This window comes from Aquabacterium sp. (assembly GCF_044226965.1).
Taxonomy (GTDB): domain Bacteria; phylum Pseudomonadota; class Gammaproteobacteria; order Burkholderiales; family Burkholderiaceae_C; genus Pseudaquabacterium.
The window spans coordinates 1-24,520 of sequence record NZ_JBGAGA010000055.1; the positions used below are offsets into that span (position 1 = coordinate 1).

Annotated in this window: 25 protein-coding genes; 15 read left to right on the forward strand and 10 right to left on the reverse strand. The window is 72.9% G+C overall.

Features of this window, described 5'->3' with window-relative positions:
• From ACILR4_RS20805 to ACILR4_RS20825, 5 genes are all read right to left on the reverse strand, one after another.
• Positions 1 to 433 (reverse strand): hypothetical protein (locus ACILR4_RS20805; RefSeq protein ID WP_395702790.1); only part of this gene is annotated, 433 nt, incomplete at its 3' end.
• Positions 434 to 649: 216 nt separating this feature from the next.
• Complete coding sequence (locus ACILR4_RS20810) at positions 650 to 1,477, reverse strand: GGDEF domain-containing protein (protein WP_395702791.1); 828 nt, start codon at positions 1,475 to 1,477, stop codon at positions 650 to 652.
• A 34-nt stretch (positions 1,478 to 1,511) separates the two neighbouring features.
• On the reverse strand, positions 1,512 to 2,357 hold the full coding sequence (locus tag ACILR4_RS20815) for a Crp/Fnr family transcriptional regulator (RefSeq protein WP_395702792.1): 846 nt from the start codon (positions 2,355 to 2,357) through the stop codon (positions 1,512 to 1,514).
• A gap of 447 nt (positions 2,358 to 2,804) precedes the next feature.
• On the reverse strand, positions 2,805 to 3,281 hold the full coding sequence (locus ACILR4_RS20820; RefSeq protein WP_395702793.1) for a CBS domain-containing protein: 477 nt from the start codon (positions 3,279 to 3,281) through the stop codon (positions 2,805 to 2,807).
• Positions 3,282 to 3,309: 28 nt separating this feature from the next.
• Entirely contained in the window at positions 3,310 to 3,738 is a 429-nt protein-coding gene (locus ACILR4_RS20825; protein WP_395702794.1) for an Hsp20/alpha crystallin family protein, read from the reverse strand.
• Between the two features lie 253 nt (positions 3,739 to 3,991).
• Here ACILR4_RS20825 and acsA point away from each other — a divergent pair, with 253 nt between their 5' ends.
• From acsA to ACILR4_RS20885, 12 genes are all read left to right on the forward strand, one after another.
• The gene (gene acsA / locus ACILR4_RS20830) at positions 3,992 to 5,665 is read left to right on the forward strand and encodes an acetate--CoA ligase (RefSeq protein WP_395702795.1); all 1,674 of its coding nucleotides are present in this window, start codon (positions 3,992 to 3,994) and stop codon (positions 5,663 to 5,665) included.
• A gap of 2 nt (positions 5,666 to 5,667) precedes the next feature.
• Positions 5,668 to 6,651 (forward strand): pyruvate dehydrogenase (acetyl-transferring) E1 component subunit alpha, encoded by a 984-nt coding sequence (gene pdhA, locus ACILR4_RS20835; RefSeq protein ID WP_395702826.1) that lies wholly within the window; start codon positions 5,668 to 5,670, stop codon positions 6,649 to 6,651.
• The gene (locus tag ACILR4_RS20840) at positions 6,648 to 7,640 is read left to right on the forward strand and encodes an alpha-ketoacid dehydrogenase subunit beta (RefSeq protein WP_395702796.1); all 993 of its coding nucleotides are present in this window, start codon (positions 6,648 to 6,650) and stop codon (positions 7,638 to 7,640) included. Before pdhA ends, ACILR4_RS20840 begins: the two co-directional genes overlap by 4 nt.
• Positions 7,637 to 8,803 carry a 2-oxo acid dehydrogenase subunit E2 gene (locus ACILR4_RS20845; protein ID WP_395702797.1) on the forward strand — a complete coding sequence of 389 codons (1,167 nt, stop codon included), beginning with the start codon at positions 7,637 to 7,639 and terminating at the stop codon, positions 8,801 to 8,803. The genes ACILR4_RS20840 and ACILR4_RS20845 overlap by 4 nt, the downstream gene beginning before the upstream one ends.
• Positions 8,800 to 9,090, forward strand: coding sequence for an acyl carrier protein (locus ACILR4_RS20850; RefSeq protein ID WP_395702798.1), 291 nt, complete (start codon positions 8,800 to 8,802; stop codon positions 9,088 to 9,090). The genes ACILR4_RS20845 and ACILR4_RS20850 overlap by 4 nt, the downstream gene beginning before the upstream one ends.
• Before the next feature lie 193 nt (positions 9,091 to 9,283).
• The gene (locus tag ACILR4_RS20855) at positions 9,284 to 10,006 is read left to right on the forward strand and encodes a PEP-CTERM sorting domain-containing protein (RefSeq protein WP_395702799.1); all 723 of its coding nucleotides are present in this window, start codon (positions 9,284 to 9,286) and stop codon (positions 10,004 to 10,006) included.
• Between the two features lie 79 nt (positions 10,007 to 10,085).
• Positions 10,086 to 12,857: an XrtA/PEP-CTERM system TPR-repeat protein PrsT gene (prsT, locus tag ACILR4_RS20860; RefSeq protein WP_395702800.1), complete on the forward strand. Its 2,772-nt coding sequence runs from the start codon at positions 10,086 to 10,088 to the stop codon at positions 12,855 to 12,857.
• Between the two features lie 62 nt (positions 12,858 to 12,919).
• Positions 12,920 to 13,912: an efflux RND transporter periplasmic adaptor subunit gene (locus tag ACILR4_RS20865; protein WP_395702801.1), complete on the forward strand. Its 993-nt coding sequence runs from the start codon at positions 12,920 to 12,922 to the stop codon at positions 13,910 to 13,912.
• Positions 13,909 to 14,838, forward strand: a complete 930-nt coding sequence (locus ACILR4_RS20870) for an ABC transporter ATP-binding protein (RefSeq protein WP_395702802.1) — start codon at positions 13,909 to 13,911, stop codon at positions 14,836 to 14,838. Before ACILR4_RS20865 ends, ACILR4_RS20870 begins: the two co-directional genes overlap by 4 nt.
• A complete protein-coding gene (locus ACILR4_RS20875; RefSeq protein ID WP_395702803.1) occupies positions 14,831 to 15,778 on the forward strand; it encodes an ABC transporter ATP-binding protein in 948 nt (315 codons plus the stop codon). The genes ACILR4_RS20870 and ACILR4_RS20875 overlap by 8 nt, the downstream gene beginning before the upstream one ends.
• Positions 15,775 to 16,881, forward strand: a complete 1,107-nt coding sequence (locus ACILR4_RS20880) for an ABC transporter permease (protein WP_395702804.1) — start codon at positions 15,775 to 15,777, stop codon at positions 16,879 to 16,881. The genes ACILR4_RS20875 and ACILR4_RS20880 overlap by 4 nt, the downstream gene beginning before the upstream one ends.
• Positions 16,878 to 17,963, forward strand: coding sequence for an ABC transporter permease (locus ACILR4_RS20885; RefSeq protein WP_395702805.1), 1,086 nt, complete (start codon positions 16,878 to 16,880; stop codon positions 17,961 to 17,963). The genes ACILR4_RS20880 and ACILR4_RS20885 overlap by 4 nt, the downstream gene beginning before the upstream one ends.
• An 8-nt stretch (positions 17,964 to 17,971) precedes the next feature.
• On the opposite strand, the gene ACILR4_RS20890 is transcribed toward ACILR4_RS20885, so the two are convergent.
• Both ACILR4_RS20890 and ACILR4_RS20895 read right to left on the reverse strand, forming a co-directional pair.
• Positions 17,972 to 18,322 carry a hypothetical protein gene (locus ACILR4_RS20890; RefSeq protein WP_395702806.1) on the reverse strand — a complete coding sequence of 117 codons (351 nt, stop codon included), beginning with the start codon at positions 18,320 to 18,322 and terminating at the stop codon, positions 17,972 to 17,974.
• A gap of 125 nt (positions 18,323 to 18,447) precedes the next feature.
• Positions 18,448 to 18,948: a BCAM0308 family protein gene (locus ACILR4_RS20895; protein WP_395702807.1), complete on the reverse strand. Its 501-nt coding sequence runs from the start codon at positions 18,946 to 18,948 to the stop codon at positions 18,448 to 18,450.
• A 176-nt stretch (positions 18,949 to 19,124) separates the two neighbouring features.
• On the opposite strand from ACILR4_RS20895, the gene ACILR4_RS20900 reads away from it, so the two are divergent.
• Positions 19,125 to 19,610, forward strand: a complete 486-nt coding sequence (locus ACILR4_RS20900; RefSeq protein ID WP_395702808.1) for a c-type cytochrome — start codon at positions 19,125 to 19,127, stop codon at positions 19,608 to 19,610.
• 29 nt (positions 19,611 to 19,639) lie between these two features.
• On the opposite strand, the gene ACILR4_RS20905 is transcribed toward ACILR4_RS20900, so the two are convergent.
• Positions 19,640 to 20,302: a phosphoribosyltransferase gene (locus tag ACILR4_RS20905; protein ID WP_395702809.1), complete on the reverse strand. Its 663-nt coding sequence runs from the start codon at positions 20,300 to 20,302 to the stop codon at positions 19,640 to 19,642.
• A 166-nt stretch (positions 20,303 to 20,468) separates the two neighbouring features.
• Here ACILR4_RS20905 and ACILR4_RS20910 point away from each other — a divergent pair, with 166 nt between their 5' ends.
• Positions 20,469 to 20,756 carry a hypothetical protein gene (locus ACILR4_RS20910; RefSeq protein ID WP_395702810.1) on the forward strand — a complete coding sequence of 96 codons (288 nt, stop codon included), beginning with the start codon at positions 20,469 to 20,471 and terminating at the stop codon, positions 20,754 to 20,756.
• Positions 20,757 to 20,793: 37 nt separating this feature from the next.
• Positions 20,794 to 22,239, forward strand: coding sequence for a saccharopine dehydrogenase NADP-binding domain-containing protein (locus ACILR4_RS20915; protein ID WP_395702811.1), 1,446 nt, complete (start codon positions 20,794 to 20,796; stop codon positions 22,237 to 22,239).
• A gap of 8 nt (positions 22,240 to 22,247) precedes the next feature.
• Here ACILR4_RS20915 and ACILR4_RS20920 read toward each other — a convergent pair whose 3' ends face one another.
• Both ACILR4_RS20920 and ACILR4_RS20925 read right to left on the reverse strand, forming a co-directional pair.
• Entirely contained in the window at positions 22,248 to 22,484 is a 237-nt protein-coding gene (locus ACILR4_RS20920) for a hypothetical protein (protein ID WP_395702812.1), read from the reverse strand.
• A gap of 42 nt (positions 22,485 to 22,526) precedes the next feature.
• Positions 22,527 to 24,302 (reverse strand): AMP-binding protein, encoded by a 1,776-nt coding sequence (locus ACILR4_RS20925; RefSeq protein WP_395702813.1) that lies wholly within the window; start codon positions 24,300 to 24,302, stop codon positions 22,527 to 22,529.
• Positions 24,303 to 24,520 lie beyond the last annotated feature (218 nt).

The window sequence follows — 24,520 nt, forward strand, 5'->3', positions numbered from 1 at the left end:
TGTTCGCCGGCAGGTCGCGCAGCACCGCCAGGGCGGTGGTGCCGGTGCCGGTGATCGCGCTGTCCAGCGCCGCGGCGACGATGCGCTCGGTCGATGGCGCCAGCACGTCCATCGCGTAGACCAGCTGTCCGCCGCCGGCATACCCGCCGGCGAAGCCGGTGGAGGCGTCCCAGCTCAGGCCGACGTCATAGTAGTCCGCGCCGCCGATCTCGACTTCGGAGATCGTGACGTAGCCATTGACGCCGTCCGGGATGGTGGTGGTGTTGAACAGCGTGAAGCTGACGTCGCCGTCACCGTCGGTGATGACGCCGGTGCCGCCGCCCGCAGCGCCCCAATCGGCGAGCGTGCCGCTCCAGGTCCAGGGCGCCGCGCTGGCCGCGCCGGACACCAGGACGCCGGCGAGCAGCAGTCCTGACGCAAGAGACTTTCTCATGATGCGTTCTCCATTGGAAGTTCCAGACAGTGGCGGGCTGCCACTCGAGCACCGTCGACGCGGCACGCGAGCAGCGGGCCTTCGATGGCGAGGCCATGATTTCAGTGGGTGCAATGGGAAAGATTGAGCGCACGCAACGCATGGCGGAACGGTCGTTGACTGAAGCGCAAGACGAGGGAAAGTCCTAGCACGCGAAAAGCGCGTCAATCGAGAGCGTCAATCGAGACCCAGGGCGGCCCAGTCGCTGGGCATGATGCCGCCCTTGCCCGCGGCCTTGGCGCGGTACATCGCGCTGTCGGCCGCCTGCAGCAGCTGCCGCCCATCGCTGCCGTTATCGGGAAAGGTCGCGAAGCCCAGGCTGGCCGAGACCTGCAGCGTGCCGCCGGCAATCGCGTAGGGCTCCATCAGATCTTCCAGCAGGGCCTGCGCCACGTCGAGGGCCGCCTGAGCGGTGAGACCGTCGATCACCAGCGCGAACTCGTCGCCACCAATGCGCGCCGCCAGGTCGCCGTGGCGCACCGCGGCGCGCAGCCGCGCACCGAAGGCGCGCAGCAGCGCGTCGCCCGCCGCATGGCCGTGACGGTCGTTGACCGGCTTGAAGTCGTCCAGGTCGATGTAGAACACCACGAAGCGGCCGCCCTCCTGCCGGCGCCGCTCGACCAGTACGTCCAGCGTCTCGAAGAACGCGGTGCGGTTGGCCAGCGGGGTCAGCGTGTCGCGCCGCAGCGCCACGTTCAGCGCCGCGCCGTCAGCCCGTGCCATGTCCCGTTCGCGGGTGCACTGCGCCAGGCAGACGGCCATGGTCGAGAGCTCGGCCAGGCAGGTTTCGCAGCGCTGCGTGGCAAGCCAGGCATGCACCAGCGCCGCCGCCGACAGCGCACCCAGCAGGCCCACCAGCGGCTGCGCCAGCAGCGGTGCCGCCGCCAGCGATGCCAGGCCCAGCAAGGCCAGGGCGAACACCTGCCAGCGGCCTGGCCAGCGCTGGCGCAGGGGCGCGGACGGGTCGCTGGCGTCGGGAACCCGCTCGGACAGGGTGCTGGCCAAGATGATGCGCTTTGTGCGGGCGGTCGATGCGGCCTCAGCTGGCCACTTCCGTGCAGGCGTTGCGGCCGGCCTGCGCCGCGCGCAAGGCGCTCTCGGCATTGCCGGTGCGCGTGCTGCGGGTGCAGGCCAGCAGGCCGTCACGATCGAGGATCTCGACCTCGCGGTTGTCCACCCGCAACACCCCGGCCCCGGCCAGCAACGAGAACGAGCGGCTCACCGTCTCGTGCGCCACGCCCAGCAGGCTGGCCAGGTCGCGCCGCGGCATGCGCAGCCGCAGGCGGCGCGGCGATTCGCCGCGCTCGGCCATGCGCTCTGCATACCAGACGAGAAAGCGCGCCAGGCGCGTCTCCGCGCTCACCGGGGCCAGCATCTCGGCGATCTGGCCGGCCGCCGCGAGCTGGCGGCTGGTGGCCAGCAGCAGCGCGCGGTCGAAGCTGGGGCAGCGCCGCCGCATCGCCTCGACCTCGCGCACGGCCAGTGCGTAGACGGTCGCGTCCTCCAGTGCCACGGCGCCGGTGAGGTGGCGTGCGCGGCTCAGGCTCTCGAAGCCGATCAGGTCGCCGCGGCCGGCGAGGGCCAGCACCTGCTCGTAGCCGTCTTCCCAGACCCGCACGCACTTCAGCGAACCCGAGCGCACGACGTGGATGTGGTCGACGCCGGCCCCTTCGTGCACCAGCGCCTGGCCGGGCCTCACGCGCCACAGCGGCACCCAGCCCAGCGGCTCGCTCGAGCCGTCGTCCACCGGGACGCGCACGCCCAGCAGCGTGAGCAATTCCTGCATCGGCGCCCGGCATGGCGCGAACGCCGCATGCGCCAGCTGCGGCTCGATCAGGGTGGCGCCTTCGGCGTGCGGAAAGTCAGGGGCGTACAGGATGGTCATGGCAGGCAAATGACGTGGTGGGGGGCGATCCTTGGCGACGGCCTCGGGTCGGTGCCGGGTGGTCACTGACAGGACCAAGCATCGGCTTCGGCGCGGTTTCCCACCATCGGCCGATGCTGCGCTGCAGTGTGCGAAGTTGCCGCGAGGCGATTGCCGGGATTCCCACGGCGCTGTCGGACTAATCCGAGCGGGGTGCCGGCACGCCGGGTGCCACCGCAGCCGAGGGTCCTGCATCACCAGGTCCGCCTGCACTTCGGACGACGGTTGCGGCGCAGGGCGCCGCAGCATGCAGGCCCTCATCGAGCCCGGTATCCGTGTCCTACCCGCTTCAGCGGCCGATGCCCTCGTTGCGGTGGCGGCCGCCAGTGTGGGCCGGCGCACGCGGCGCGGATTGCGCACGCGCAACGGCAGGCCTCGCCACGGGCGTGGCCTTGGCCTGCCGCGGGCTCAGGGCCGTGCGGACGCTGCGTTCTCGTGCTGCCGCGCCGCGCCGGCGGCCGTGGCCAGCGCCTGCAACTGCTCGGCAATCTGCTGCAGCACGTCGTCGATCGCGCAGAGGCCGACCAGGCGGCGCTGCGGGCCCACCACCGGCACGCGGCGCACGCCCTTGCTGCGCATCGTGGCCAGCACGTCGAGCAGCGAATCGCGTTCGCGCACGGTCACCACGTCGCGGCTCATCACATCGCCCACCGACATGCCGTACACCGGCTGCTGCCGGGCCACCACCGCGGTGACGATGTCGCGGTCGGTCAGCATGCCGACGACCATCCGTTCATCCGGCGCGATCTCCTCGACCACCACCAGGCTGCCGACATGCTGGTCGCGCATCACGCGCGCCGCCTCCTCGAGCGCCAGCGTCGGGTAGGCCACCGACACCACGCGCTGGCAGATCTCGCCCGCGCTCAGGCCGTGCTTGCTTGTCATGGCGGACTCCTTGGGGTGGTGCTGAGGGTCACTCGACCTTGATGCTGCGGGTACCGCTGCCTTCGCGCTTGGGCAGCGTCAGCTTGAGCACGCCGTCCTCGAGCTTGGCCGTCACGCTGCGGGCATCCACCTCGGTGGGCAGGGAGAAGCCGCGCGAGGTGCTGCCGTAGTACAGCTCGCGCGCCAGCATGCGGCCGGTCTTGTCCTCCTTCTGCTCGGTCTCCTTCTTCACCTCGGCGCTGATGGAGACGAAGTTGCCGTCCACGCTGACGCGGATGTCCTCCTTCTTCACGCCGGGCATCTCGGCGCGCACGCTGTAGTCCTTGTCGTTCTCGGTCACGTCGATCTTGATGTCGCCGGCCGAGCCGTTGCCCGGCCAGGTGGCCGGTGCGGAAAAGCGGCGGAAGAAGTCGGCGATGCTGTCGTCGAAACGTTCGAGGCGGGTCAGTGCGTTCATGCGGGCTCCTCGGGAGACGGGTTGGACCAGGCGGCAGCGCGCCGTACTGCGTGGCCGCCAACATGGGACTCTAGGAGGCTGCATCGCCCCTCCATTGAGTTGGCGCAAGCCGCGGGCAGCGATGCGCCGATCTGCGGCGGAGCTGAGGCAGCGCAACATCGGGCCCGGTGGCGGGTCGAAGAATCGTCCTGAAGGTCCTTGAGTTTCCAAGGGTCCTGTCGGCCCTATTGCGTGCATGCAGGAGGTCACCGCCTTGCTTCCGACCCCCTCCCCCGGCCGCCCTGCGGCGGACCTGCGGCATGGCGGCAACATCGCCAGCCGCGTGATCGACCAGCCCGCGGCCGGTGCCGGCGGTGCCCGCTGCGCGCTGCGCTGGCTGGGTGCCGACGGCACGCGCCGCGACTTCAGCTATGCCGAGCTGGCCGCGGCCAGCAACCGCTTCGCGAACCTGCTGGGCACGCTGGGCCTGCAGCCCGGCGACGGCGTGTTCCTGCTCTGCGGCCGGCTGCCCGAGCTGCACATCGCGATGCTCGGCGCGCTGAAGCAGCGCTGCGTGGTGACGCCACTGTTCTCGGCCTTCGGCCCGGAGCCCATCGCCACGCGCATGCGCCTGGGCCAGGCACGGCTGCTGGTGACCACCAGCTCGCTGTACCGGCGCAAGATCGCGCCGCAACGCGCAGCACTGGAGAGCCTGCGCCACGTGCTGGTGATCGATGACGAAGGCGGCCCGCTGCCCGAGGGCAGCGCCGACCTGCGCAAGGGGCTGGCCGCCGCCAGCCCCGAGTTCACGGTGCCGGCCACCGATGCCGAGACACCGTCGCTGCTGCATTTCACCAGCGGCACCACCGGCCTGCCCAAGGGCGCACTGCACGTGCACGGCGCGATCGACGCGCACATCGCCACCGCGCGTGTCGCGCTCGACCTGCGCGAGGGCGACGTCTACTGGTGCACCGCCGATCCGGGCTGGGTCACCGGCACCTCCTACGGCGTGCTGGCGCCACTGGCGATCGGCGCGACGCTGGTGATCGACGAGGCGGAGTTCGATGCCGAACGCTGGTACCGCATCGTCGAGCGCGAAGGCGTCAACGTCTGGTACACCGCGCCGACCGCGGTGCGCATGATGATGCGCGGCGGCACCGCGGCGGCGCAGGCGCACCACTGCCCGGCGCTGCGCTTCATCGCCAGCGTCGGCGAGCCGCTGAACCCGCAGGCGGTCGAATGGGGCCGCGCCGCCTTCGGTCTGCCGATCCACGACAACTGGTGGCAGACCGAGACCGGCGCCATCATGATCGCCAACCGCCCCGGCCTGCCGATCCGCCCCGGCTCGATGGGCCAGCCGCTGCCCGGCATCGAGGCCGCGATCGTGCAGAAGCAGGCCGACGGCACGCTGCGTTTGGCCGCCGCCGACGAGATCGGCGAGCTGGCGCTCAAACGCGGCTGGGGCTCGATGTTCCGCGGCTACCTCAACGAGGAGGCGCGCTACCGCAAGTGCTTCGTCGGCGACTGGTACCTGAGCGGCGACCTCGCGCGCCGCGACACCGAGGGCTACTACTGGTTCGTCGGCCGCGCCGACGACATGATCAAGTCCGCCGGCCATTTCATCGGGCCCTTCGAGGTGGAATCGGCGCTGATGGCGCATGCCGCGGTGGCCGAGGCCGGCGTCATCGGCAAGCCCGAGCCGACGATGGGCGAGATCGTCAAGGCCTTCGTCGTGCTGCGCCCCGGCCACGAACCGGGCGAGGCATTGCAGCGCGAGCTGCTCGGCTTCGCCCGCAGCCGGCTGGGCGCGGCGGTGGCGCCGAAGGAGATCGCCTTCGTGCCCGCCTTGCCGCGCACCCGCAGCGGCAAGATCATGCGGCGCCTGCTGCGCGCGCGCGAGCTCGGGCTGCCCGAGGGCGACATCTCCACGCTGGAGTCCGGCGCGTGAAGATGAGTGCCGACGAGACCCGCGCCGCGCTGCGGCTGATGCTGCGCATCCGGCGCTTCGAGGAAGCCTGCGCCGAGCTGTACGGTGCGGGCAAGATCCGCGGCTTCCTGCACCTGTGCATCGGCCAGGAGGCCATCAGCGCCGGCGCCATTCCCGAGCTCCAAGCCGGCGACAGCCTGCTGGCCACCTACCGCGAGCATGGCCATGCGCTGGCGCGCGGCGTGCCGATGCAGGTGCTGATGGCCGAGATGTTCGGCAAGCGCGAAGGCTGCAGCCGCGGCCGCGGTGGCTCGATGCACCTGTTCGACCTCTCGCGCCGCTTCTACGGCGGCAATGCCATCGTGGCCGGCGCGCTGCCGATGGCCACCGGCTTCGCACTGGCCGAGCAGCAGCGCGGCAGCCGGCAGGTGGCGGTATGCCTGTTCGGCGAAGGGGCGATGGCCGAGGGCGAGTTCCACGAAAGCGCCAACCTCGCCGCGCTGTGGCGGCTGCCGCTGCTGCTGCTGTGCGAGAACAACCTGTACGCGATGGGCACCGCGCTGGAGCGCTCGGAGTCCAGCACCGACCTGTGCGCCAAGGCGCGCAGCTACCGCATCCATGCCGATGCGGTGGACGGCATGAACGTGGCCGCGGTGCGCGACGCCACCCGCGCCGCGCTGGCGCGACTGCGCGCCGGCGAAGGGCCGCAGTTCCTGGAGCTGCGCACCTACCGCTTCCGCGCGCATTCGATGTACGACGCCGAGCTGTACCGCCAGCGCGAGGAAGTCGAGCACTGGAAGCAGCGCTGCCCGATCGAGGCGCTGGTGCGGCATGCCGAAGCCGAGGGCTGGGCGCTGGACCGCGCCGCGCTGGAAGCCGAGGTGGCGCGCGAGCTGGCCGAGGCCGTGGCCTATGCCGAGGCCGGCACGCCCGAGCCGGTGGAAGACCTCGAGACCGAGGTCGGCGGCAGCGTGGAGACGTCGGAGCGCACGGAGACCGCCCCATGAGCCGCGACACCAGCTACCGCGAGGCGCTGCGCCAGGCCCTGCGCGAGGCGTTGCTGGCCGACCACCGCGTGTTCCTGATGGGCGAGGACGTTGGCCGTTATGGCGGTTCGTATGCGGTGAGCAAGGGCCTGCTGGAGGAGTTCGGGCCCGAGCGCATCCGCGACACGCCGCTGTCGGAATCGGCCTTCGTCGGCTGCGGCATCGGCGCCGCGATCAACGGCCTGAAGCCCATCGTCGAGGTGATGACGGTGAACTTCAGCCTGCTGGCGCTGGACCAGATCGTCAACAACGCGGCCACGCTGCGCCACATGTCCGGCGGCCAGGTGCGCGTGCCGGTGGTCATCCGCATGAGCACCGGCGCCGGGCGCCAGCTGGCGGCGCAGCATTCGCACAGCCTGGAGGTCTGGTACGCCCACGTGCCCGGGCTGCGCGTGCTGGCGCCGGCCACCGTGGCCGATGCGCGCGGCATGCTCGGCGCCGCGCTGCGCTGCGAAGACCCGGTGGTGATCTTCGAGCACGCGCTGCTGCTGGGCGCCGAGGCGCCGCTGCCGGACCCGGCGCCGCCGGTGGACATCACGCAGGCCGCGCTGCGCCGCAGCGGGCGCGACCTGGGGATCGTCACCTATGGCGGCTCGCTGCCGCGCTGCCTGGCGGCGGCCGAGCGGCTGGCGGCCGAGGGCATCGAGGCCGAGGTGCTGGACCTGCGCGTGCTGCGGCCGCTGGACCGCGCGGCCATTGCCGCGCTGGTGGCGCGCACGCACCGGCTGCTGGTGGTCGACGAAGGCTGGAAGACCTGCAGCCTGGCGGCCGAGATCATCGCCATCGCCAACGAAGAGGCGTTCTACGCGCTGGACGCGCCGCCGCGCCGCGTGTGCAGCGCCGAGGTGCCGATTCCCTATGCGCGCCAGCTGGAAGACGCGGCACTGCCCAATGTCGAGCGCATCGTCGCGGCCGCGCGTGCGCTGGTGGCCGGCGAGGATGCCCGATGATCGAGTTGCGACTGCCCTCCTTCGGCGCCGACATGGAGGATGCCGAGTTCGTGCAATGGCAGGTGCAGCCCGGCCAGGCCCTGCGCCGCGCCGAGGTGGCCTGCGTGGTGGAGACGCAGAAGGGCGCGATCGACGTCGAGGTCTGGCAGGACGCCACCGTGGCGCGGCTGGTCGCCGAGCCGGGCCAGCGCCTGCCGGTGGGCGCGCTGCTGGCGGTGCTGGCCGAGGACGGCGAGGACTGGCAGGCCGTGGCCGCCGCCAGCGCCGCGGCCCACCTGCCGCCTGCCACGCCGGCTGCGGCTCCCATGCCGCCCGCCACGACGGCGGTAGTGCCCCCGGGCACCGTCGCGGCCGCGCCGCGCGTCTCGCCCGCGGCACGGCGGCGCGCCACCGAGCTCGGCGTCGACCTGCAGGCGCTGGCCGCGCGCATCGGCACCGGTCGGCCGCTCACCTTGGCCGATATCGAGTCGGCCGCTGCCTCCGCGGCGACGGCCGAGCGTCGCGACGGCATGCGCGCCGCGATCGCCGCCGCGATGGCACGCTCGAACCGCGAGATCCCGCACTACCACCTGCAGCGCGAGCTGGTGGTCGAGCCCGCGCTGGCCTGGCTGGAAACCTACAACGCCGCCCAGCCGCCAGCCAGCCGCGTGCTGTTCGCCGCGCTGCTGCTGCGCGCGGTGGCGCTGGCGCTGGTGGAGGTGCCGGGCCTGAACGGCCGCTTCGTCGACGGCCGGGTCGAGCCCGGGGCCGGCGTGCACATCGCGATGGTCACCTCGCTGCGCGGCGGCGGGCTGGTGATCCCCACTTTGCACGACGCACAGGCGCTGCCGCTGCCGCAGCTGATGGCAGCGCTGAACGAGCTGCTGCTGCGCGCGCGTGCCGGCCGGCTGCGCAGCTCGGACCTGGCCGAGGCCACGGTCACCGTCACCAACCTGGGCGATCTCGGCGCCGACAGCGTGCACGGCGTGATCTACCCGCCGCAGCTGGCGCTGGTGGGCGCCGGCCGCATCGTGCCGCGCGCGGTGGTGCGCGACGGTGCGGTGGTGGCCGCCCGCACCGTGCAGCTCACGCTGGCGGCCGACCACCGCGCGAGCGACGGGGCCACCGGCGCGCGCTTGCTCGCCGCGCTGGCCGAGCGCCTGGACCATCCGGAGGCCCTGTGAGCACCGATCCCGATCCCGCCACGCAACCGACCAACGCCGCCGCGTTGCGCCGCGTCGTCGCCGACTGCATCGCGATGCTGGCGCCCGAGGCCGATCTCGCAACCCTGCACCCCACGCGCTCGCTGCGCGTGCTGCTCGACATCGATTCCTACGACTTCCTGCGCCTGCTGACCGAGCTGCATGCACGGCTGGGCGTCGACATCCCGGAAGCCGACTACGCCCGCGTCGATTCGCTCGACGGCCTGCTCGGCTACCTGGCCGGGCGGCTCGGGCTGGCGCCCGGCTGAGCGCATCGAGCCGCGGCCGCTGACAGGCAATTGACGCGGAGCGGCCGGCCCGCCCCGGCCCGTTGAGCAGGCGCAACGCCCACGGCCAACAGCTGCCTAGAGTGGTTCTGTCGGGCCGGGCGGTTCGATGTCTGTCACCACCTCAACTGTCAGCCATCTGGAGGGTTCCATGCGAATCGAGTTTCGAACCTGTGTGAGAAGTGCGACCGCTGCCGCCGCCCTGGTCTGGGCCGCCGCGCTGCCGGTCCAGGCCGCGGTGTTCTTCGAGAACCTGCCGACCGGCCTGGTCATCAGCGACCAGACGGAGTCTCACCATGGCGTGGGCGGCCCGATCATCGCGGACGATTTCGTCTCGGCGTTCAGCGGCCAGATCACCCGCGTCGAGTGGTGGGGGTCGGAGGCCGCTGACAGCCACTGGGAACTCGCCTTCCACACCGATGACCCGACCCTGCACCAGCCGAACATCGACAGCGCGTTCCAGGGCGCGATGGTCAAGTACGGGGCGGCGGGCGACCTGCTGGCCACCGGGGTGGCGGACGTGCCCGGCGATCCGGGCATCTTCCACTACACGGTGGACCTGCCGTTCTCGCTGGGCGTCACGGCGGGTACCGAGTACTGGTTCACGGTGGCCAACTTCACGGGCGGCTGGCACTGGGCCAATGCGCTGGCCGGCCCGACGGTGGGCAGCGAGAACTTCGGTGCCCACCAGTCGACCGGCGTCGGCCCGTGCCAGGACGGCGGACCGCATTGCGGGCCCTGGACCGACCTGAACACCGACTTCGCGTTCCGCATCAACGGCATTCCCGAGCCGACCACGCTGCTGCTGGTCGGGTTGGGCTTGGGGGCGATCGTGCTGTCGCGCAAGGGCCGGTCAGTCGACGGTGATGCGTCGGAGTTGTCGCCTGACAACGCCTGAATGACGCGTCCATCGCAGGCACGCGGGCGGCACCACCGCTCGTTGCCGCCGCGGCCTGCGCGCGGATCGGGAGACGCCGATGAGGATGACTGCTCGGGTCCTGGGCGTGGCCGGGTTGGTGCTGCTGCTGGCCACGGCCTGTCGCGACGACGCGGATGCCCTGCCCGCGGCACAGCAGGCATTGAGCCGGCACGACGCCAATGCCGCGCTGGTCCACCTGAAGCTGGCCCTGCAGCAGCATCCGGACACCGCGCTCGCGCGCTTCCTGATGGGCCGCCTGCTGCTGGAGCGGGGCGACGCCGCCGGCGCTGCGATTGAGCTGGGCAAGGCCAAGGACCTCGGTCATCCTGCCGAGCAGGTGCTGCCGCTGCTGGCGCGGGCGTTGCTGCGCCAGGGTGAACACGTGCAGGTGCTGCAGGTCGTGGCCGAAGGCGAGGCCCTGCCGCCCGCGGCACGCGCCGACCTGCAGACATCCGCCGCCATCGTCCGCTTCCGCCAGGGCAACCAGGTGGCCGGCGAGGCGGCACTCGACGGCGCACTGCGCCTGTCCCCGGGCCTTGTGGCGGCCCGCGTATTGCGCGCCGAGCGGCTCGCCGCTGGTGGCGACCGGGCCGCGGCGCTGGCCTTCTCGCACGAGACGGTGCGCGGCAGCCCGGCCGACGCGGCGGCTTGGCTGGCCCATGCGCAGCTGCTGTCCGCCACCGGCGAGGCCGGCGCCACCGAGGCCCTGGCGGCCTTCCGCCAAGTGGTCGAACTCAAGGGCGACATCCCGGCCGCGCGGGCCGGCATCCTGCGCATCCTGGTCGAACGCCAGGCGTTCCAGGAGGCCGAGACCGAGCTGGCCGCCTTGCGCCAGCAGTATCCGCAGCATGCGGCCACGGTCTATTTCGACGCGGTGCTGGCCCTGCACCGCGGCGACACCGCGGCCGCCCGCGCCGGTGCCGACAAGCTGGTCGGTGCCGCGCCTGCGCAGCCCGAGTACAGCCGCCTGGCGGCCGCGGTGTCGCTGGAAACGGGCGAGCTGCCCAAGGCCGCGGCCCAGCTGAGGGTCGCGCTGCAGGCCCATCCTGGCGATCGGTCGCTGCGGCGGCTGCTCGGGCTGACGCTGGTTCGTCATGGCGAGGGCCGGCAGGCGCTGGAGGTGCTGCAGCCGCTGACCGGCCCCGGCGCCACCGATGCCGAAGCGCTGGCGCTGGCCGCCGTGGCCTCGCTGCAGCAAGGCGAGCCGGCACGCGCCAAGGCGCTGTTCGCGGCCGCTTCGCAGCACGCCGCGCCGGGCAACGCCCACCTGCAGGCCACGCTGGCGCTGGGCCGGCTGACGAGCGGTGATGCCGGTGCGGCCCTGCGCCAGCTCGAGGAACTGGCACGCGCCGACAGCGGCGACGGCCTGGATCTGGCCCTGATCAGTGCCCGCATCCAGCGCCAGGAGCTCGAACCCGCGCTGCGCGCCGTGGAAGCGCTCGAGCGCAAGCAGCCCAGGAACCCGATGGTGCCGCTGCTGCGCGGCGACATCCAGCTGCGCCGCGGCGACCGTGCCGCCGCGCAGGCCAGCTTCGAAGGCGCATTGCAGCTGTCGCCGCACTTCTTCCCCGCCGCGGCGGCGCTGGCCGACCTCGATCTGCGCGAGCATCGCATGGACCAGGCGCGCGCCCGCTTCACGACGCTGCTGGCCCGCGATCCCGGCAACGCCGCGGCGATGATGGCGCTGGCCCGGCTGGACGAGCTGGCCGGCACGGCGCCGCAGGAAAGCTCGCGCCTGCTGGGCGATGCGGTGCGGTCCGAGCCGATGCAGGTGGCGCCCCGGCTGCGCCTGATCGAGCACGAACTGCGCCAGGGCAACTGGCGGGCCGCGCTGACGGCGGCCGACAATGCGGTGCAGGCCATGCCGTCGGACCTGCGGCTGCAGGGGGCGCTGGCGCGCGCCTGCATGTCGGCCCACGAGTACAACCGCGCGGTGCAGGTCCTGGGCAAGCTGGCCGTGGCCCAGCCGCAGTCCGCCGGGCCGCTGCGCCAGCTGGCGCGTGCCCAGATGGCGCTGCACCGCGTCGACGCCGCGCGGGACGCGCTGCAGCAGGCCGCCAGGCACGGTCCGGAGGGGGCGATGGCCCTGTCCGACCTGGCGCGGCTGGAGATCGCCAGCGGTCGGCTCGACGAAGCCCGGCGCATCGCCCGCCAGCTGCAGTCAACGTATCCGGACAAGCCGCTGGGCTACCTGTTGGCCGGCGAAGCCGCGAACGCCGGCAGGGCCTGGGCCGAGGCCGAGGCCGCCTTCGGCGCGGCCCAGGCCCGGGGCCATGACAACGCCCAGGCCGCGATCGGCCTGCATGGGGCGCTGCTGGGTGCCGGCAAGGCCGAGCCGGCCGAGCGCCTGGCCACGCGCTGGGTCAGGGAACATCCGAAGGACGCTGACTTCGCGCAATATCTCGGCGACCGCGCGCTGCTCGCCCGCGACTACGCTGGCGCGGTGGCGCACTACCAGGCCACGCTGCAACGGCGCCCGGACAGCGCGGCCGCGCTCAACAACCTGGCCTGGGCCGCGCACCAGCTGGGCCGCCCGGAAGCGCTGTCGTATGCCGAACGGGCCGTGCGCCTGCGGCCCGGCGAGGCCGCCTTCGTCGACACGCTGGCGCGCCTGCTGGCCGCTGCAGGTCAGTGGCAGCCGGCCATTCGTAACCAGGTGCGCGCGGTGGAACTCGCACCGGACCTGCCGGCCTACCGGGTGGCCTTGGCGCGGCTGTACCTGCAGGCCGGCGAGAAGGCCCAGGCCCGTGCCGAACTGCAGCGGCTCGATGGCACCTCGATCGGCCCGAATGAACGGACCCAGGTGGCCGATCTGCGCAAGCTGCTGTGAAGGCGACGATGGCGCTGCGCAGACCTGATTGCCAGGTCCGGGCACGCCGCCATGGCCTGCCGATGCCACGCCTCGGCCCCCTGCTGCTGTCGATCGGCCTGGCGCTGCCGCTGGCGGCCTGCCGCTGGCCCTGGCAGCCCGAGGGCGATGGCGCGATCACGCTGTCGGGCAGCGTGGAAGCGCATGAGCTCGACCTCGGCTTCCAGGTCGGCGGGCGCATCGCGCGGCTGCAGGTCGACGAAGGCAACGCGGTGCAGGCTGGCCAGGCGGTGGCCGAGCTCGATGCCAGCGACCTGCAGCTGGCCGCCGAGCGGGCCCGCGCCCAGGCCGAGGCGGCGCGCCAGGCGCTGGCCGCGCTGCAGGCCGGCGCCCGCCCCGAGGAGCTGCGCGCGGCCGAGGCCGCGCTGGCCCAGGCCCGCGCCGACCGCCAGCTGGCCGACCAGCAGGTGCTGCGCACGCAGCAGCTGATCGCGCAGGGCTTCATCTCGCCCGACCAGATGGACCGCGTGCGCAGCGCTGCCACCACGGCGGCCGCGCGCGTCGACCAGGTCGGCGCCAACCTCGCGCTGCTGCGCGCCGGCGCGCGGCCGCAGGAGCTGCAGCGCGCGCGCGCCGAGCTCGACGCCGCGGTGGCGGCCCGGGCCGCCGCGGAGCGCCAGCTCGGCTACGTGACGCTGACGAGCCCGATCAGCGGCATCGTGAGCGTGCGCCTGGTCGAGCGCGGCCAGGTGGTGCCGGCCGGGCAGCCGGTGCTGCGCATTGCCGAGCTCTCGCGCCCCTGGGTGCGCGCCTACCTGGCCGAAGGCGACCTGGCGCGCGTGCGGCTGGGCCAGCCGGTGGAAGTGCGGGTGGACGGCCTGCCGCGCCAGCGCTTCAGCGGGCGGCTGGCCTTCATCGCGCCGCAGGCCGAGTTCACGCCCAAGACCGTCGAGACGCGCGCGCTGCGCGTCGACCTGGTCTACCGCGTCAAGGTGGATGTCGACGATCCGCAGGGCGCGCTGAAGATCGGCATGCCGGCGGACCTGAGGCTCGCGCCGACCGCGGCGGCGCCATGAACCCGCTGGCGGTGCGCGTGGCCGGGCTGCGCTTCGGCTACGGGCCGGTGCCGGTGCTCGAGGATCTGTGCCTCGACGTGGCGCATGGCGAGATCTTCGGCATCGTCGGTGCCGACGGCGCCGGCAAGAGCACGCTGCTGAAGCTGCTGATCGGCCAGCTGGCGCCGGCGGCCGGCCGCATCGAGGTGCTGGGCGACGCAGGCGGCACCGGCAGCGCGCTGCGCGAGCGCATCGCCTACATGCCGCAGTCGTTCGGCCAGTACCTGGACCTGTCGGTGCAGGAGAACCTGGCGTTCTTCGCCGCGCTGCACGGCCTGCGCGGGGCCGACGCCGCCGGCCTGATCGCCGACCTGGTGGCACGCGCCGGACTGCAGGGCTTCGAGGACCGGCGTGCCGGGCAGCTCTCGGGCGGCATGATGCAGAAACTGGCGCTGGCCTGCGCGCTGGTGAGCCGGCCGGAGGCGATGTTCCTGGACGAGCCGACCACCGGCGTCGACCCGGTGTCGCGGCGCGCGTTCTGGCAGCTGCTCGAAGGCGTCTGCGCCGAGGGCGTGGCCATCGTCTGCACCACCGCGAACATGGACGAGGCCGAGCGCTGCCACCGCGTGGCCAGCCTCGAAGGCGGCCGGCTGGTGCGCGAGGGCCGGCCGGCCGCGCTGATCGCGCAGGCCGGCGCGCAGCTGTGCGTCGCGCACGGCGCGCAGGCGCGGGCCGGCGCCGCGGCGCTGGCCGCGGCCGAGGGCGTGGCGCTGGCGTTCCCGGTCGGCCGCGAGGTCCGCCTGTGGCTCGAGCCCGGTTGCACGCTGGCGGCGCTGGATGCGCGCCTGGCCGGCCGGCACGGCCGGATCGAGCCGGCCACGCCGAGCCTGCACGACCTGGCGCTGCGCGAACTGGCGCTGGCCGAGCGGGCGCGCCGCCATGGCTGAGGCTTCGGCGATCGTCGCGCATGCGCTGGGCCGCCGCTTCGGCGACTTCACCGCGGTGCGCGGGCTCGAGCTGGAGGTGCAGCGCGGCGAGGTGTTCGGCCTGCTCGGCGCCAACGGTGCCGGCAAGACGACCGCGATCCGCATGCTCTGCGGCACCCTCGCGCCCAGCGAAGGCAGCGTGACGGTGGCCGGCGTCGACATGCTGCGCCATGCACGCCGCGCGCGCTCGCGCATCGGCTACGTCACGCAGCGCTTCACGCTCTATGCCGACCTCACCGCGCTGGAGAACCTGCGGCTGCAGGCCGGCCTCTACGACGTGCGCGGCACCCGCCTGGCCGAGCGGCTGGACTGGGCGCTGGAGCGGCTGGAGCTGCGCGCGGCCGCCGGCGAGCGCGCCGGTCGCCTGCCGCTGGGCTTCCAGCGCCGGCTCGCGGTGGCCGCCGCGCTGCTGCACCAGCCGGACGTGCTGTTCCTCGACGAGCCGACCTCGGGCATCGACCCGCTGGCGCGCCAGCGGCTGTGGGAGCTGGTGTACGAACTGTCCGCCCAGGGCGTCGGCGTGCTGGTGACGACGCACTACATGGACGAGGCGCTGTTCTGCGACCGGCTGGCGCTGATGGACCGCGGCGCCGTGGTGGCCGGCGGCACGCCGCAGGCGCTGCTGGCGCGGCCGCTGGCCACGCCGCTGGTCGAGCTGCAGGGGCCCGACGTCGCGCTGCTGGCCGCGCTGGCCGGGGGCCCCCAGGTGCACGAGCGCCTGCCGCGCGCCGGCCGGCTGCGCGTGCGACTGCAGCCGGGCACCGACGTGGCGGCCTGGTCCGCCGCCGTGCAGGCCGAGGCCGCGCGGCGCGGCGCGCCGCTGCAGGTGCTGGCCGCGCCGGCGCTGGAGCTGGAGGACGTGTTCGTCGACATCATCGAGCGTCGTGGGGTGCCCGCATGAAGCCCGCCGCGGTGCTGGCCGTCGCGCGCAAGGAGGTGCGTCATTTGCTGCGGGATGCGCGCAGCCTGGCGCAGATGTTCCTGCTGCCGGCGATGATGCTCTTCATCTACGGCTACGCGATCCGGCTGGACGTGGTGCATGCGCCGATCGGCCTGCTGCAGGAGGCACCGGACGCCGCCTCGCGCGAGCTGGCCGCGCACGTGGGCGCCAGCCTCGCGTTCCGCGTGGTGCGGCATTTCCACGACCGGGCCGAGCTGCGCGAAGCCGTGGCCGCGCGCGAGGTGTGGGCCGCGCTGGTGATCCCGGGCGACTACGCCCGCGAGCTGGCCGCCGGCCATGCGGTGGTGCAGCTGGTGCTCGACGGCATGGACGCCAACACCGCGCGGCTGATGCGCAACTACGTGCTGCAGCTGGTGAACGAACGGGCACTGGCGATGGGTCGCCCGGCATCGATGGTGACGGTGCAGGCGCGCACCTGGTTCAACGAGACCAACGAGAGCCGCTACGCCATCGTGCCCGGCGTCATCGTGATGGTGATGGGCGTGGTGGGCGCGCTGATGACGGCGCTGACGATCGCGCGCGAGATGGAGTCCGGCAACCTGGTGATGCTGCGCACGACGCCGTTGACGCGTGGCGAGTTCCTGGCCGGCAAGCTGCTGCCCTACTTCGCCGTGGGCATGATCGACGTGCTCGGCTGCGTGGCGGCGGCCGTCTACGTGTTCGAGGTGCCGCTGCGCGGTTCGCTGCTGGAGCTGGCGGCGGCCTCGGCGCTGTTCCTGCTGGTGGTGATGGCCCAGGGCGCGCTGATCTCGCTGCTGGCGGGCAACCAGATCCTGGCCTCGCAGATGGTGCAGATCACCACTTTCCTGCCGGCCTTCCTGCTGTCCGGCGCCATCTACGCCATCGCCAACATGCCAATGCCGGTGCAGTGGATCACTGCCGTCGTGCCGGCGCGCTACTTCGTCGCGCTGTGCAAGGCCATCTTCCTGAAGGGCACCACCTTCGCAGTGCTGTGGGTGCACATCGCCGCACTGTCCGCGGTGCTGCTGGCGCTGGGTCTGGCGCTGCTGCGCCGCTCGCGCGTGCTGGGGCTGCAGCCGTGATCGCGGCCGTGCTGCGCTCGCTGCGCCGGCTGCGCGTGCTGCTGGGCAAGGAATTCCTTCAACTGCTGCGCGACCCGCGCATGCGCTTCGTGCTGGTGGCGCCGCCGCTGATCCAGCTGGTGCTTTTCGGCTATGCCGCCACCTTCGACGTGCGCCATGCCACCGTCGCGGTGGTCGACCACGACGGCGGTCCGGCCAGCCGCGCGTTGATCGCGTCGATCCGCGCCACCGGCCACTACACGCTGCAGATGCTGCCGGACATGCGCCAGGCCGCCGCGGCGATGGACCGCGACGAGGTGCGCGTGATCCTGCAGATCCCGGCCGACCTGGCCACGCGGCGCGAGCTGCAGCTGCTGGCCGACGGCTCCGACCCCAACAGCGCGCAGCTGATCGCCGGCGAGCTGAGCCGCCTGGTCGCGCAGGCCTCGCTGGCGGCCACCGGCGCGGTGCCGCCCATCCGCGTGGAAGAACGCGCATGGTTCAACCCGAACCTGGAGGACCGCTGGTACTTCATTCCGGGCATCATGGCCAACGTCATCTTCGTCTCGACGATGATGCTCAGCGCGATGATCGTCGTGCGCGAACGCGAGTACGGCACGCTGGAGCGCCTGCTGGTCACGCCGGTGGGCCGGCTGGAGTTCCTGCTGTGCAAGCTGCTGCCGGTGGCCTGCGTCGGCGTGTTCGACGCGCTGCTGATCGCGGCGGTGGCGGTGGGCTGGTTCGGCATTCCGCTGCAGGGCGGCGTGCTCTCGCTGGTGGTGGCCACGCTGCTGCTGCTGCTGGGCACCGAGGGGCTCGGCCTGCTGGCCTCGACCTACGCCGCCACGCAGCAGCAGGCGATGATGTCGGCGGCCTTCTTCATCATGCCGATGATCGTGCTGTCGGGCTTCGCGTTCCCGATCCGCAACATGCCCCAGGTGCTGCAATGGCTGAGCCTGGCCGATCCGCTGCGCCACTACCTGATCGTGATCCGCTCGCTGTTCCTGCAGGGCGGCAGCGTGCTGGCGCACCCGTTCGAGCTCGGCCTGCTGACCCTGCTGGGCAGCGCGGCGCTGACGATGGCCGCGCTGCGCCTGCGCTGAAGGCTGGCTCAGGCCGCCTGCAGCAGCGTGGAGTCGCGCGGCACGGCAATCACCAGCCGGCCGGGCTGCAGCCGGCGCAGCGCGTCCAGCGCCGAGGCCCAGCTCGAGGCATCGGCCTGGCCGTCGTCGACCAGCACCACCGAGCGGTCGCGCAGCACGGGCCGCGCGGCCGCGGGCGTGTCGGCCTCCGGGCCTTCGCGCGTGATCAGGAAATCCATCGGCGCATCCAGCAGGCGCGACACCGCGAGGGCCAGCAGCCATGCGCCCGGCAACGCGACCACCAGAGGATGCGTCAGGCACAGGCCAGCGACGGCCGCCGCCACGTCGCCCGCGCCGGGAACTGCCAGCACTTCTTCCACGATGTCTCCTTTGTCTGCGGCGCCAGCCCTGTCGGCTGACGCTCTGCTTCGATGCTAGGCAGCGACGCCAGGCCCCGATTGAGCAGGCGCAATGCGGGGGCGCCTGCGGCAGCGCCCCTTGCGCCTCAACGCGACCAGCGCAGCCGCACCAGGTCCTGGTCCGGGCTGGCGTGCACCTCCAGCTCGCCGTGGTAGGCGTGCTCCAGCGCCGAGCCCAGCGCACGCGCCAGCCGCACCGAGGTGGTGGTGAACATCAGGCCGCCGTCGGGCTGCGGCGCCATGCCCATCAGCCGCTGCAGCGGATGCTCGCTGCGCGCCTGCTCGGCGCGCCGCTCCAGCAGGTGCACCAGCTCGTCGCGGTGCGCCTGCAGGAACGGCCCTTCCACCAGCAGGTAGCCGGCCGGGTCATGCTCGCGCTGGCGCAGGCAGGCCGGGCATGTCACCTTGGGGGCCAGGGCGCTGAGCGGCTCCTTCCACTGCCAGTGGCCGGCCTCGAACACCGCCCCGCAGTCGGGGCAGAAGCTCGGCTCCGGAATCTTCTGTTCGCGCCGGTAGGGGTCGTGCCCTTCCGGGGCCATGCTGGCGCGGCCGTGTCGTTCGGCCGGCCGGGGGGTGTTGCGGTTCATGCAGCCTCCGCGGGGGAATGCCTGTCCAGTCTAGGAAGCGGCCCCTGCCCCTCGTTGCGGCAGATCAATCGATGCGCCGGCCAGGCGCCCGCGCAGCCCGGGGCCTTGCGATTTGCGCCTGCGCAAGCGCGGCGCGCCGCCAGCGGCCTAGATTGGCCGCATCGATCCTGCACACGATGAACACCATGCAATCACTTCTGCGGGCCTGGGCCCTGGCGGGCGTGGCCGTGCTGGCCGGCGGCTGCGCCGTCGAATGGCAGAACCGCCAGCCGGCGCGACAACTGGCTGAACAGGCCCAGCCGCCCGGCTCGGCCTACACCGGCTGGCGCGTGTTCCAGGACAAGTGCGCCGGCTGCCACGGGGCCGCGGCCACCGGCACCAGCCGCGCGCCCGACCTGCTGCCGGCGCTGCGCGAGATGGGGCCGCGCGGCTTCGTCGAACGCGTGCTCGAGCGCTACGACTGGGGCCTGCCGCCGCCGCCCACGGCCGACGCGCGCGCCGCGCAGGTCGAGGACGTGCTGCAGCGCCGCAGCGGCCGCCTGGTGATGCCGGCCTGGCAGGGCGAGCCGGTGGTCACGGCACACATCATCGACCTCTACGCCTGGCTGTCGGCACGGGCCGACGGTCGACTCGGACCGCAGCGGCCGGCGCCGGGGTCCTGAGGCGGGCGCCGAGCGGCCCGGCGCAGCGCCTACGCGCTGCGGGCGGCCGCGGCCATCAGCGCGACGACCTCCTCGTCGGGCACCTGGTGGAAGTCGATGTAGTGCAGGCCCACGGCGTGGAACGGCGTCGGCTGGGCCAGGCACACCAGGTCGTCGACGTCCTCCCGCAGCGCGGCCACGGTGTCCGGCGGCGCCACGGGGACCGCCAGCACCAGCCGCGCCGGCTGCATCTGCCGCAGCGCCTTCAACGCGGCGCGCACGGTGGTGCCGGTGGCGATGCCGTCGTCCACCAGCACCACCGTGCGGCCGGCCACCGGCTGCGGCGCGCGGCCGGCGCGGTAGGCGGCGCGGCGCCGGGCAATCTCCTGCAGCGCCTGCCGGGCCTCCTGCTCGACATAGGATTCGCTCGCGCCGGTCATGGCCATCGCGCTGTCGTCGCTCACCAGCACATGGCCCGGCGGCTCGGCGCATTCGGCCACCGCCCCCACCGCCAGTTCGGGCTGACCCGGCGCGCCGATCTTGCGCACCAGCAACAGCTCCAGCGGCGCGCGCAGCAGGGCCGCCACCGGCGCGGCCACCGGCACGCCGCCGCGCGGCAGGGCCAGCACCATGGGCGCGGACAGGTGCAGCGCCGCCACGCGCGCTGCCAGCCGCCGGCCGGCGGCTGCACGATCCGCAAACACGTCGTCCATCACCGCTTCCCCTTTCGCCGCCATTGGCGCCGATCGGCCCCGGCGCAGCGCTGATCCTGCGCAAGCCGGCTGCACGCCGGTGCGCTTGCGCACGCTCAATCGGCCCCACCCCGGCCTGCCTACAGTGAATGCATCGCCGATCGGCTTGCCTGCTGGAGGAATCGACATGGCCCCCTCGCGCCCCGCTGACCGGCCCGCCGGCCAGGCTCCCGGCGTGGCCGCACCGCACGAACTGCTGCGCGTCGGCTCGCCGCAACCAGACCTCGAGACCTCGCCCATCGTCAACGAAGAGGAAGCCGACGTCGAGCCGGTCGGCACGCCGGGCATGTGCCGCTACAACGGCGCGACCTACGGCTTCGGCGAGCGCGTGCTGTGCGGCAGCGAGGTGCTGCGCTGCGAGGCGCCGGGCCTCTGGGTGCGCGAAGGCGAGCTGCGCCCCAAGCGCCATCTCTGACACCTATGGCCGCGTCTTTCATGCGGTATTGACCACGATGCACATCAGCGAAGAGCCGACCCCGGCCACCCCTTTCACCACCGCAGCGTTCAGCGGCAACGTGGTGATGCTCGGATCCGGCAGCCTGGGCCAGGGCGTGCTGCCGCTGCTGCTGCGCCACCTGCGGCTGGCGCCGGCTTCGGTGCTGGTGGTGAGCCCCGGCAGCGAGGGCCTGCACGTGGCGCGCGAGCTGGGCGTGCAGACCCTGGCGGCACAGGTCACGCCCGACAACATGGCGGCCCTGCTGCGGACCCACCTGCGGCCGGGCGACCTGCTGCTGAACCTGGCGGTGGACGTCAGCAGCGTCGCGCTGATCGCCTGGTGCCAGGACGCCGGCGTGGTGTACCTGGATGCCGACCTCGGCGCCTGGCCTGGCGCCCAGACCGACCCGCGCCGCAGCCCGGCCGAACGCAGCACGCATGCCTTGCGGCGCAGCGCGCTGGCCTTGCGCGCGCGCTCGCCGGACGGGCCGACCGCAGTGCTGGGCCATGGCGCCAATCCGGGGCTGGTGTCGCACTTCGTCAAGCAGGCGCTGCTGGACCTGGCCCGCGACCTGCACGGCTACAGCAGCGAAGGGCCCACCAGCCGCGAGGGCTGGGCGCGGCTGGCGCAGCGCCTGGGCGTGCGCGCGATCCACATCACCGAGCGCGACAGCCAGTCGGCCGCGCGGCGCCGCAAGGCCAACGAGTTCGTCAACACCTGGTCCGTGCAGGCCCTGCACGACCAGGCCAGCCGGCCGGCCGAGCTGGGCTGGGGCACGCACGAGCGGCACTTTCCGACCGAGGGCGCTCGCCATGCGGGCGAGCCCGCGTCGGGCATCTACCTGATGCGCCCCGGGGCCGAGGTGCGCGTGCGCAGCTGGACCCCCGCGGGCGGACCGATGCACGGACACCTGATGGCGCAGGCCGAGGCCCTCTCGATCGCCGATCACCTGACGATCGGCGACCCGCTGCAGCCGCAGTACCGCCCGACGGTGCTGTGCGCCTACCGCCCGAGCGACGACGCCGAGCTTTCATTGCAGGAACTGGCCGAGCACGAAGGCCGCCTGCCGCCCCGGCGCGACCGGCTGTGCGAGGAGATCCTCACCGGCATGGTGGAGCTCGGCGTGCTGCTGGTCGGCCACCCGCGCGGCGCCTACTGGTACGGCTCGCGCCTGGGCATCGACGAGGCGCGCGCGGCCTGCCCGCACAACAACGCCACCACGCTGCAGGCAGCGGCGGGCGTGGTGGCCGGCGTGGCCTGGGCCCTCGAGCATCCGTACCGGGGCATCGTCGAGCCCGATGCCCTGCCCTTCGACCAGGTGCTGGGCCTGTGCCGGCCCTACCTGGGCACGCTGGTGGGCCAGTACACCGACTGGACGCCCCTGGCCGATCGCCAGCACCTGTTCCGCGAGGACATCGACGCGAACGACCCCTGGCAGTTCAAGAACCTGCGGGTGGCCTGAAGGCTGCGCTAGCCGAGCTGCTCGGTGCCCCGCGTCTGCAGCGCCGGCCAGCCGGCCGTCTGCGCCAGGTAGTTGAACCAGGCCACCTGCAGCTCGATGCAGGGCTGCCACAGGCTGGCCTGCCACTGCAGCCAGGTGTCCGTGGCCTGCGTGGCCGCGTCCATCCAGGCCAGCGGCGAAGCCGGCACGGCGAGGGTGGCCCCAGCTGCGGGGCGCGGCGTGGTCGAGGATTGGCGGGTGCTCATGCGGGGGACTCCTGGTGTTCGATCGGGATGCTGGCGTGAATCCTAATGCGTATTCGACGCGGCCGCCACATTGGCCGCAGCACCGGCCGCGGCCGCGGGCTGGACGGCCGGCTGGCGCAACGCGCGCCGCAGCACCTTGCCGAGGTTGGTCTTGGGCAGCGGCTCGTCGCGGAATTCGATGTGGCGCGGCTGCTTATAGTCGGTCAGCTCGGCGCGGCAGTGCGCGCGCAGCGCCTCTTCGGTCAGCGTCGGGTCGGCGCGCACCACCACCACCTTGATCGCTTCGCCGGTGCGCTCGTCCGGCACGCCCACGGCGCCGACCTCGGCCACGCCCGGGTGCATCGCGATCACGTCCTCGATCTGGTTCGGGAACACCTTGAAGCCGGACACGATGATCATGTCCTTCTTGCGGTCGGTGATGCGGAACCAGCCGGCCTGGTCGCACACGCCCATGTCGCCGGTGCGCAGCCAGCCTTCGGCCGTGATGGTGCGCACGGTCTCGTCCGGCCGGCGCCAGTAGCCGGCCATCACCTGCGGTCCGCGCACGCAGATCTCGCCCACCTCGCCGGTGGGCATCACCGTGCCGTCGTCGTCCATCACCACGGCTTCGGTCGAGGGCACCGGCACGCCGATCATGCCGGTCCAGCGCTCGATGCCCAACGGGTTGGAGATCACCACCGGCGAGGTCTCGGTGAGGCCGTAGCCTTCGATCAGCGGCGTGCCGGTGGCCGCATGCCAGCGGTCGGCCACCACGCGCTGCACCGCCATGCCGCCGGCGCTGGCCACCTTGAGCCCGCGCCAGTCCACCGCGTCGAATCCCGGCGCATCCAGCAGCGCGCGGTACAGCGTGTTGACGCCGATGATCGCCGTGCAGTGCTGGTGCTTCAGCTCGTCCAGGAAGGCCGGGATGTCGCGCGGATTGGTGACCAGCACCGTGCGCGAGCCGATGCGCAGGAACACCAGCATCGAGGTCAGCGCGTACACGTGGTACAGCGGCAGCGGGCACATCAGCGTTTCCTCGCCGTCGTGCAGGTCGCGCGAGATCCAGGCCGCCACCTGCTGCACGTTGGCCACCAGGTTGCGGTGCGTCAGCATCGCGCCCTTGGCCACGCCGGTGGTGCCGCCGGTGTACTGCAGGTAGGCCAGGTCGTCCGGGCCCAGCGCGACCGGATCGAGCGTGCGCGCCCGCCCTTCGTGCAGGGCGGTGCGGAAGTCGATCGCGCCGTCGATCTGCCAGTCCGGCACCATGTGCTTGAGGTATTTCACGGTGGCATTGACCAGCCAGCGGTGCGGCGCGGCAAGGCAGTCGCCCACGCTGGTCGTCAGCACGGTGATGTTCCAGGTCGGGTTGCGCTCCAGCACCTGCTGCACCGTGTGCGCGAAGTTCTCCAGCACCAGGATCGCCGAGGCTTCGGCGTCGGCAATCTGGTGTTCCAGCTCGGCCGGCGTGTACTGCGGGTTGACGTTCACCGCCACCATGCCCGCACGCAGCACGCCGAACATCGCGATGGGGTACTGCAGCAGGTTCGGCAGCATGATGGCCACGCGCGCGCCGCGCGGCAGGCCACGCACCTGCTGCAGCCAGGCGGCGAAAGCCTGGCTGTCGCGGTCCAGGTCCGCGTAGCTCAGGCTCTCGCCGAAGTTGGTGAAGGCCGGCAGCCGCGCATGCCGCGTGCAGCTGTCCTGCAGCAGGTGGACCAGCGAAGGGTAGACGTCCAGGTCCACCTCGGCGGGCACACCGCGCGGGTAGCTGGCCAGCCAGGGCCGGGCGTGGGCCGCGGGGCCCGAGGGCGGGTCCGGCAGGTCTTGAATCGTCATGGCAGAACTCCTGGGAAACATCGACTTTCACCATAGGGCAACGTGCGGCGCGCGGGTTGATGCTGATCAGTCCGGACGCCACCGGGCCAGGCTCCGGCGATGGACGCTCTCTTCGTGCGCCAGGCGCGGCGAATCCTGTCGCTACGGGCCGGGGCGCCGGTCCTTGAGCACGCGCAATGGCGAGCGCATGCGCCTGGCCGACAGTGCTCTTCCGGCCC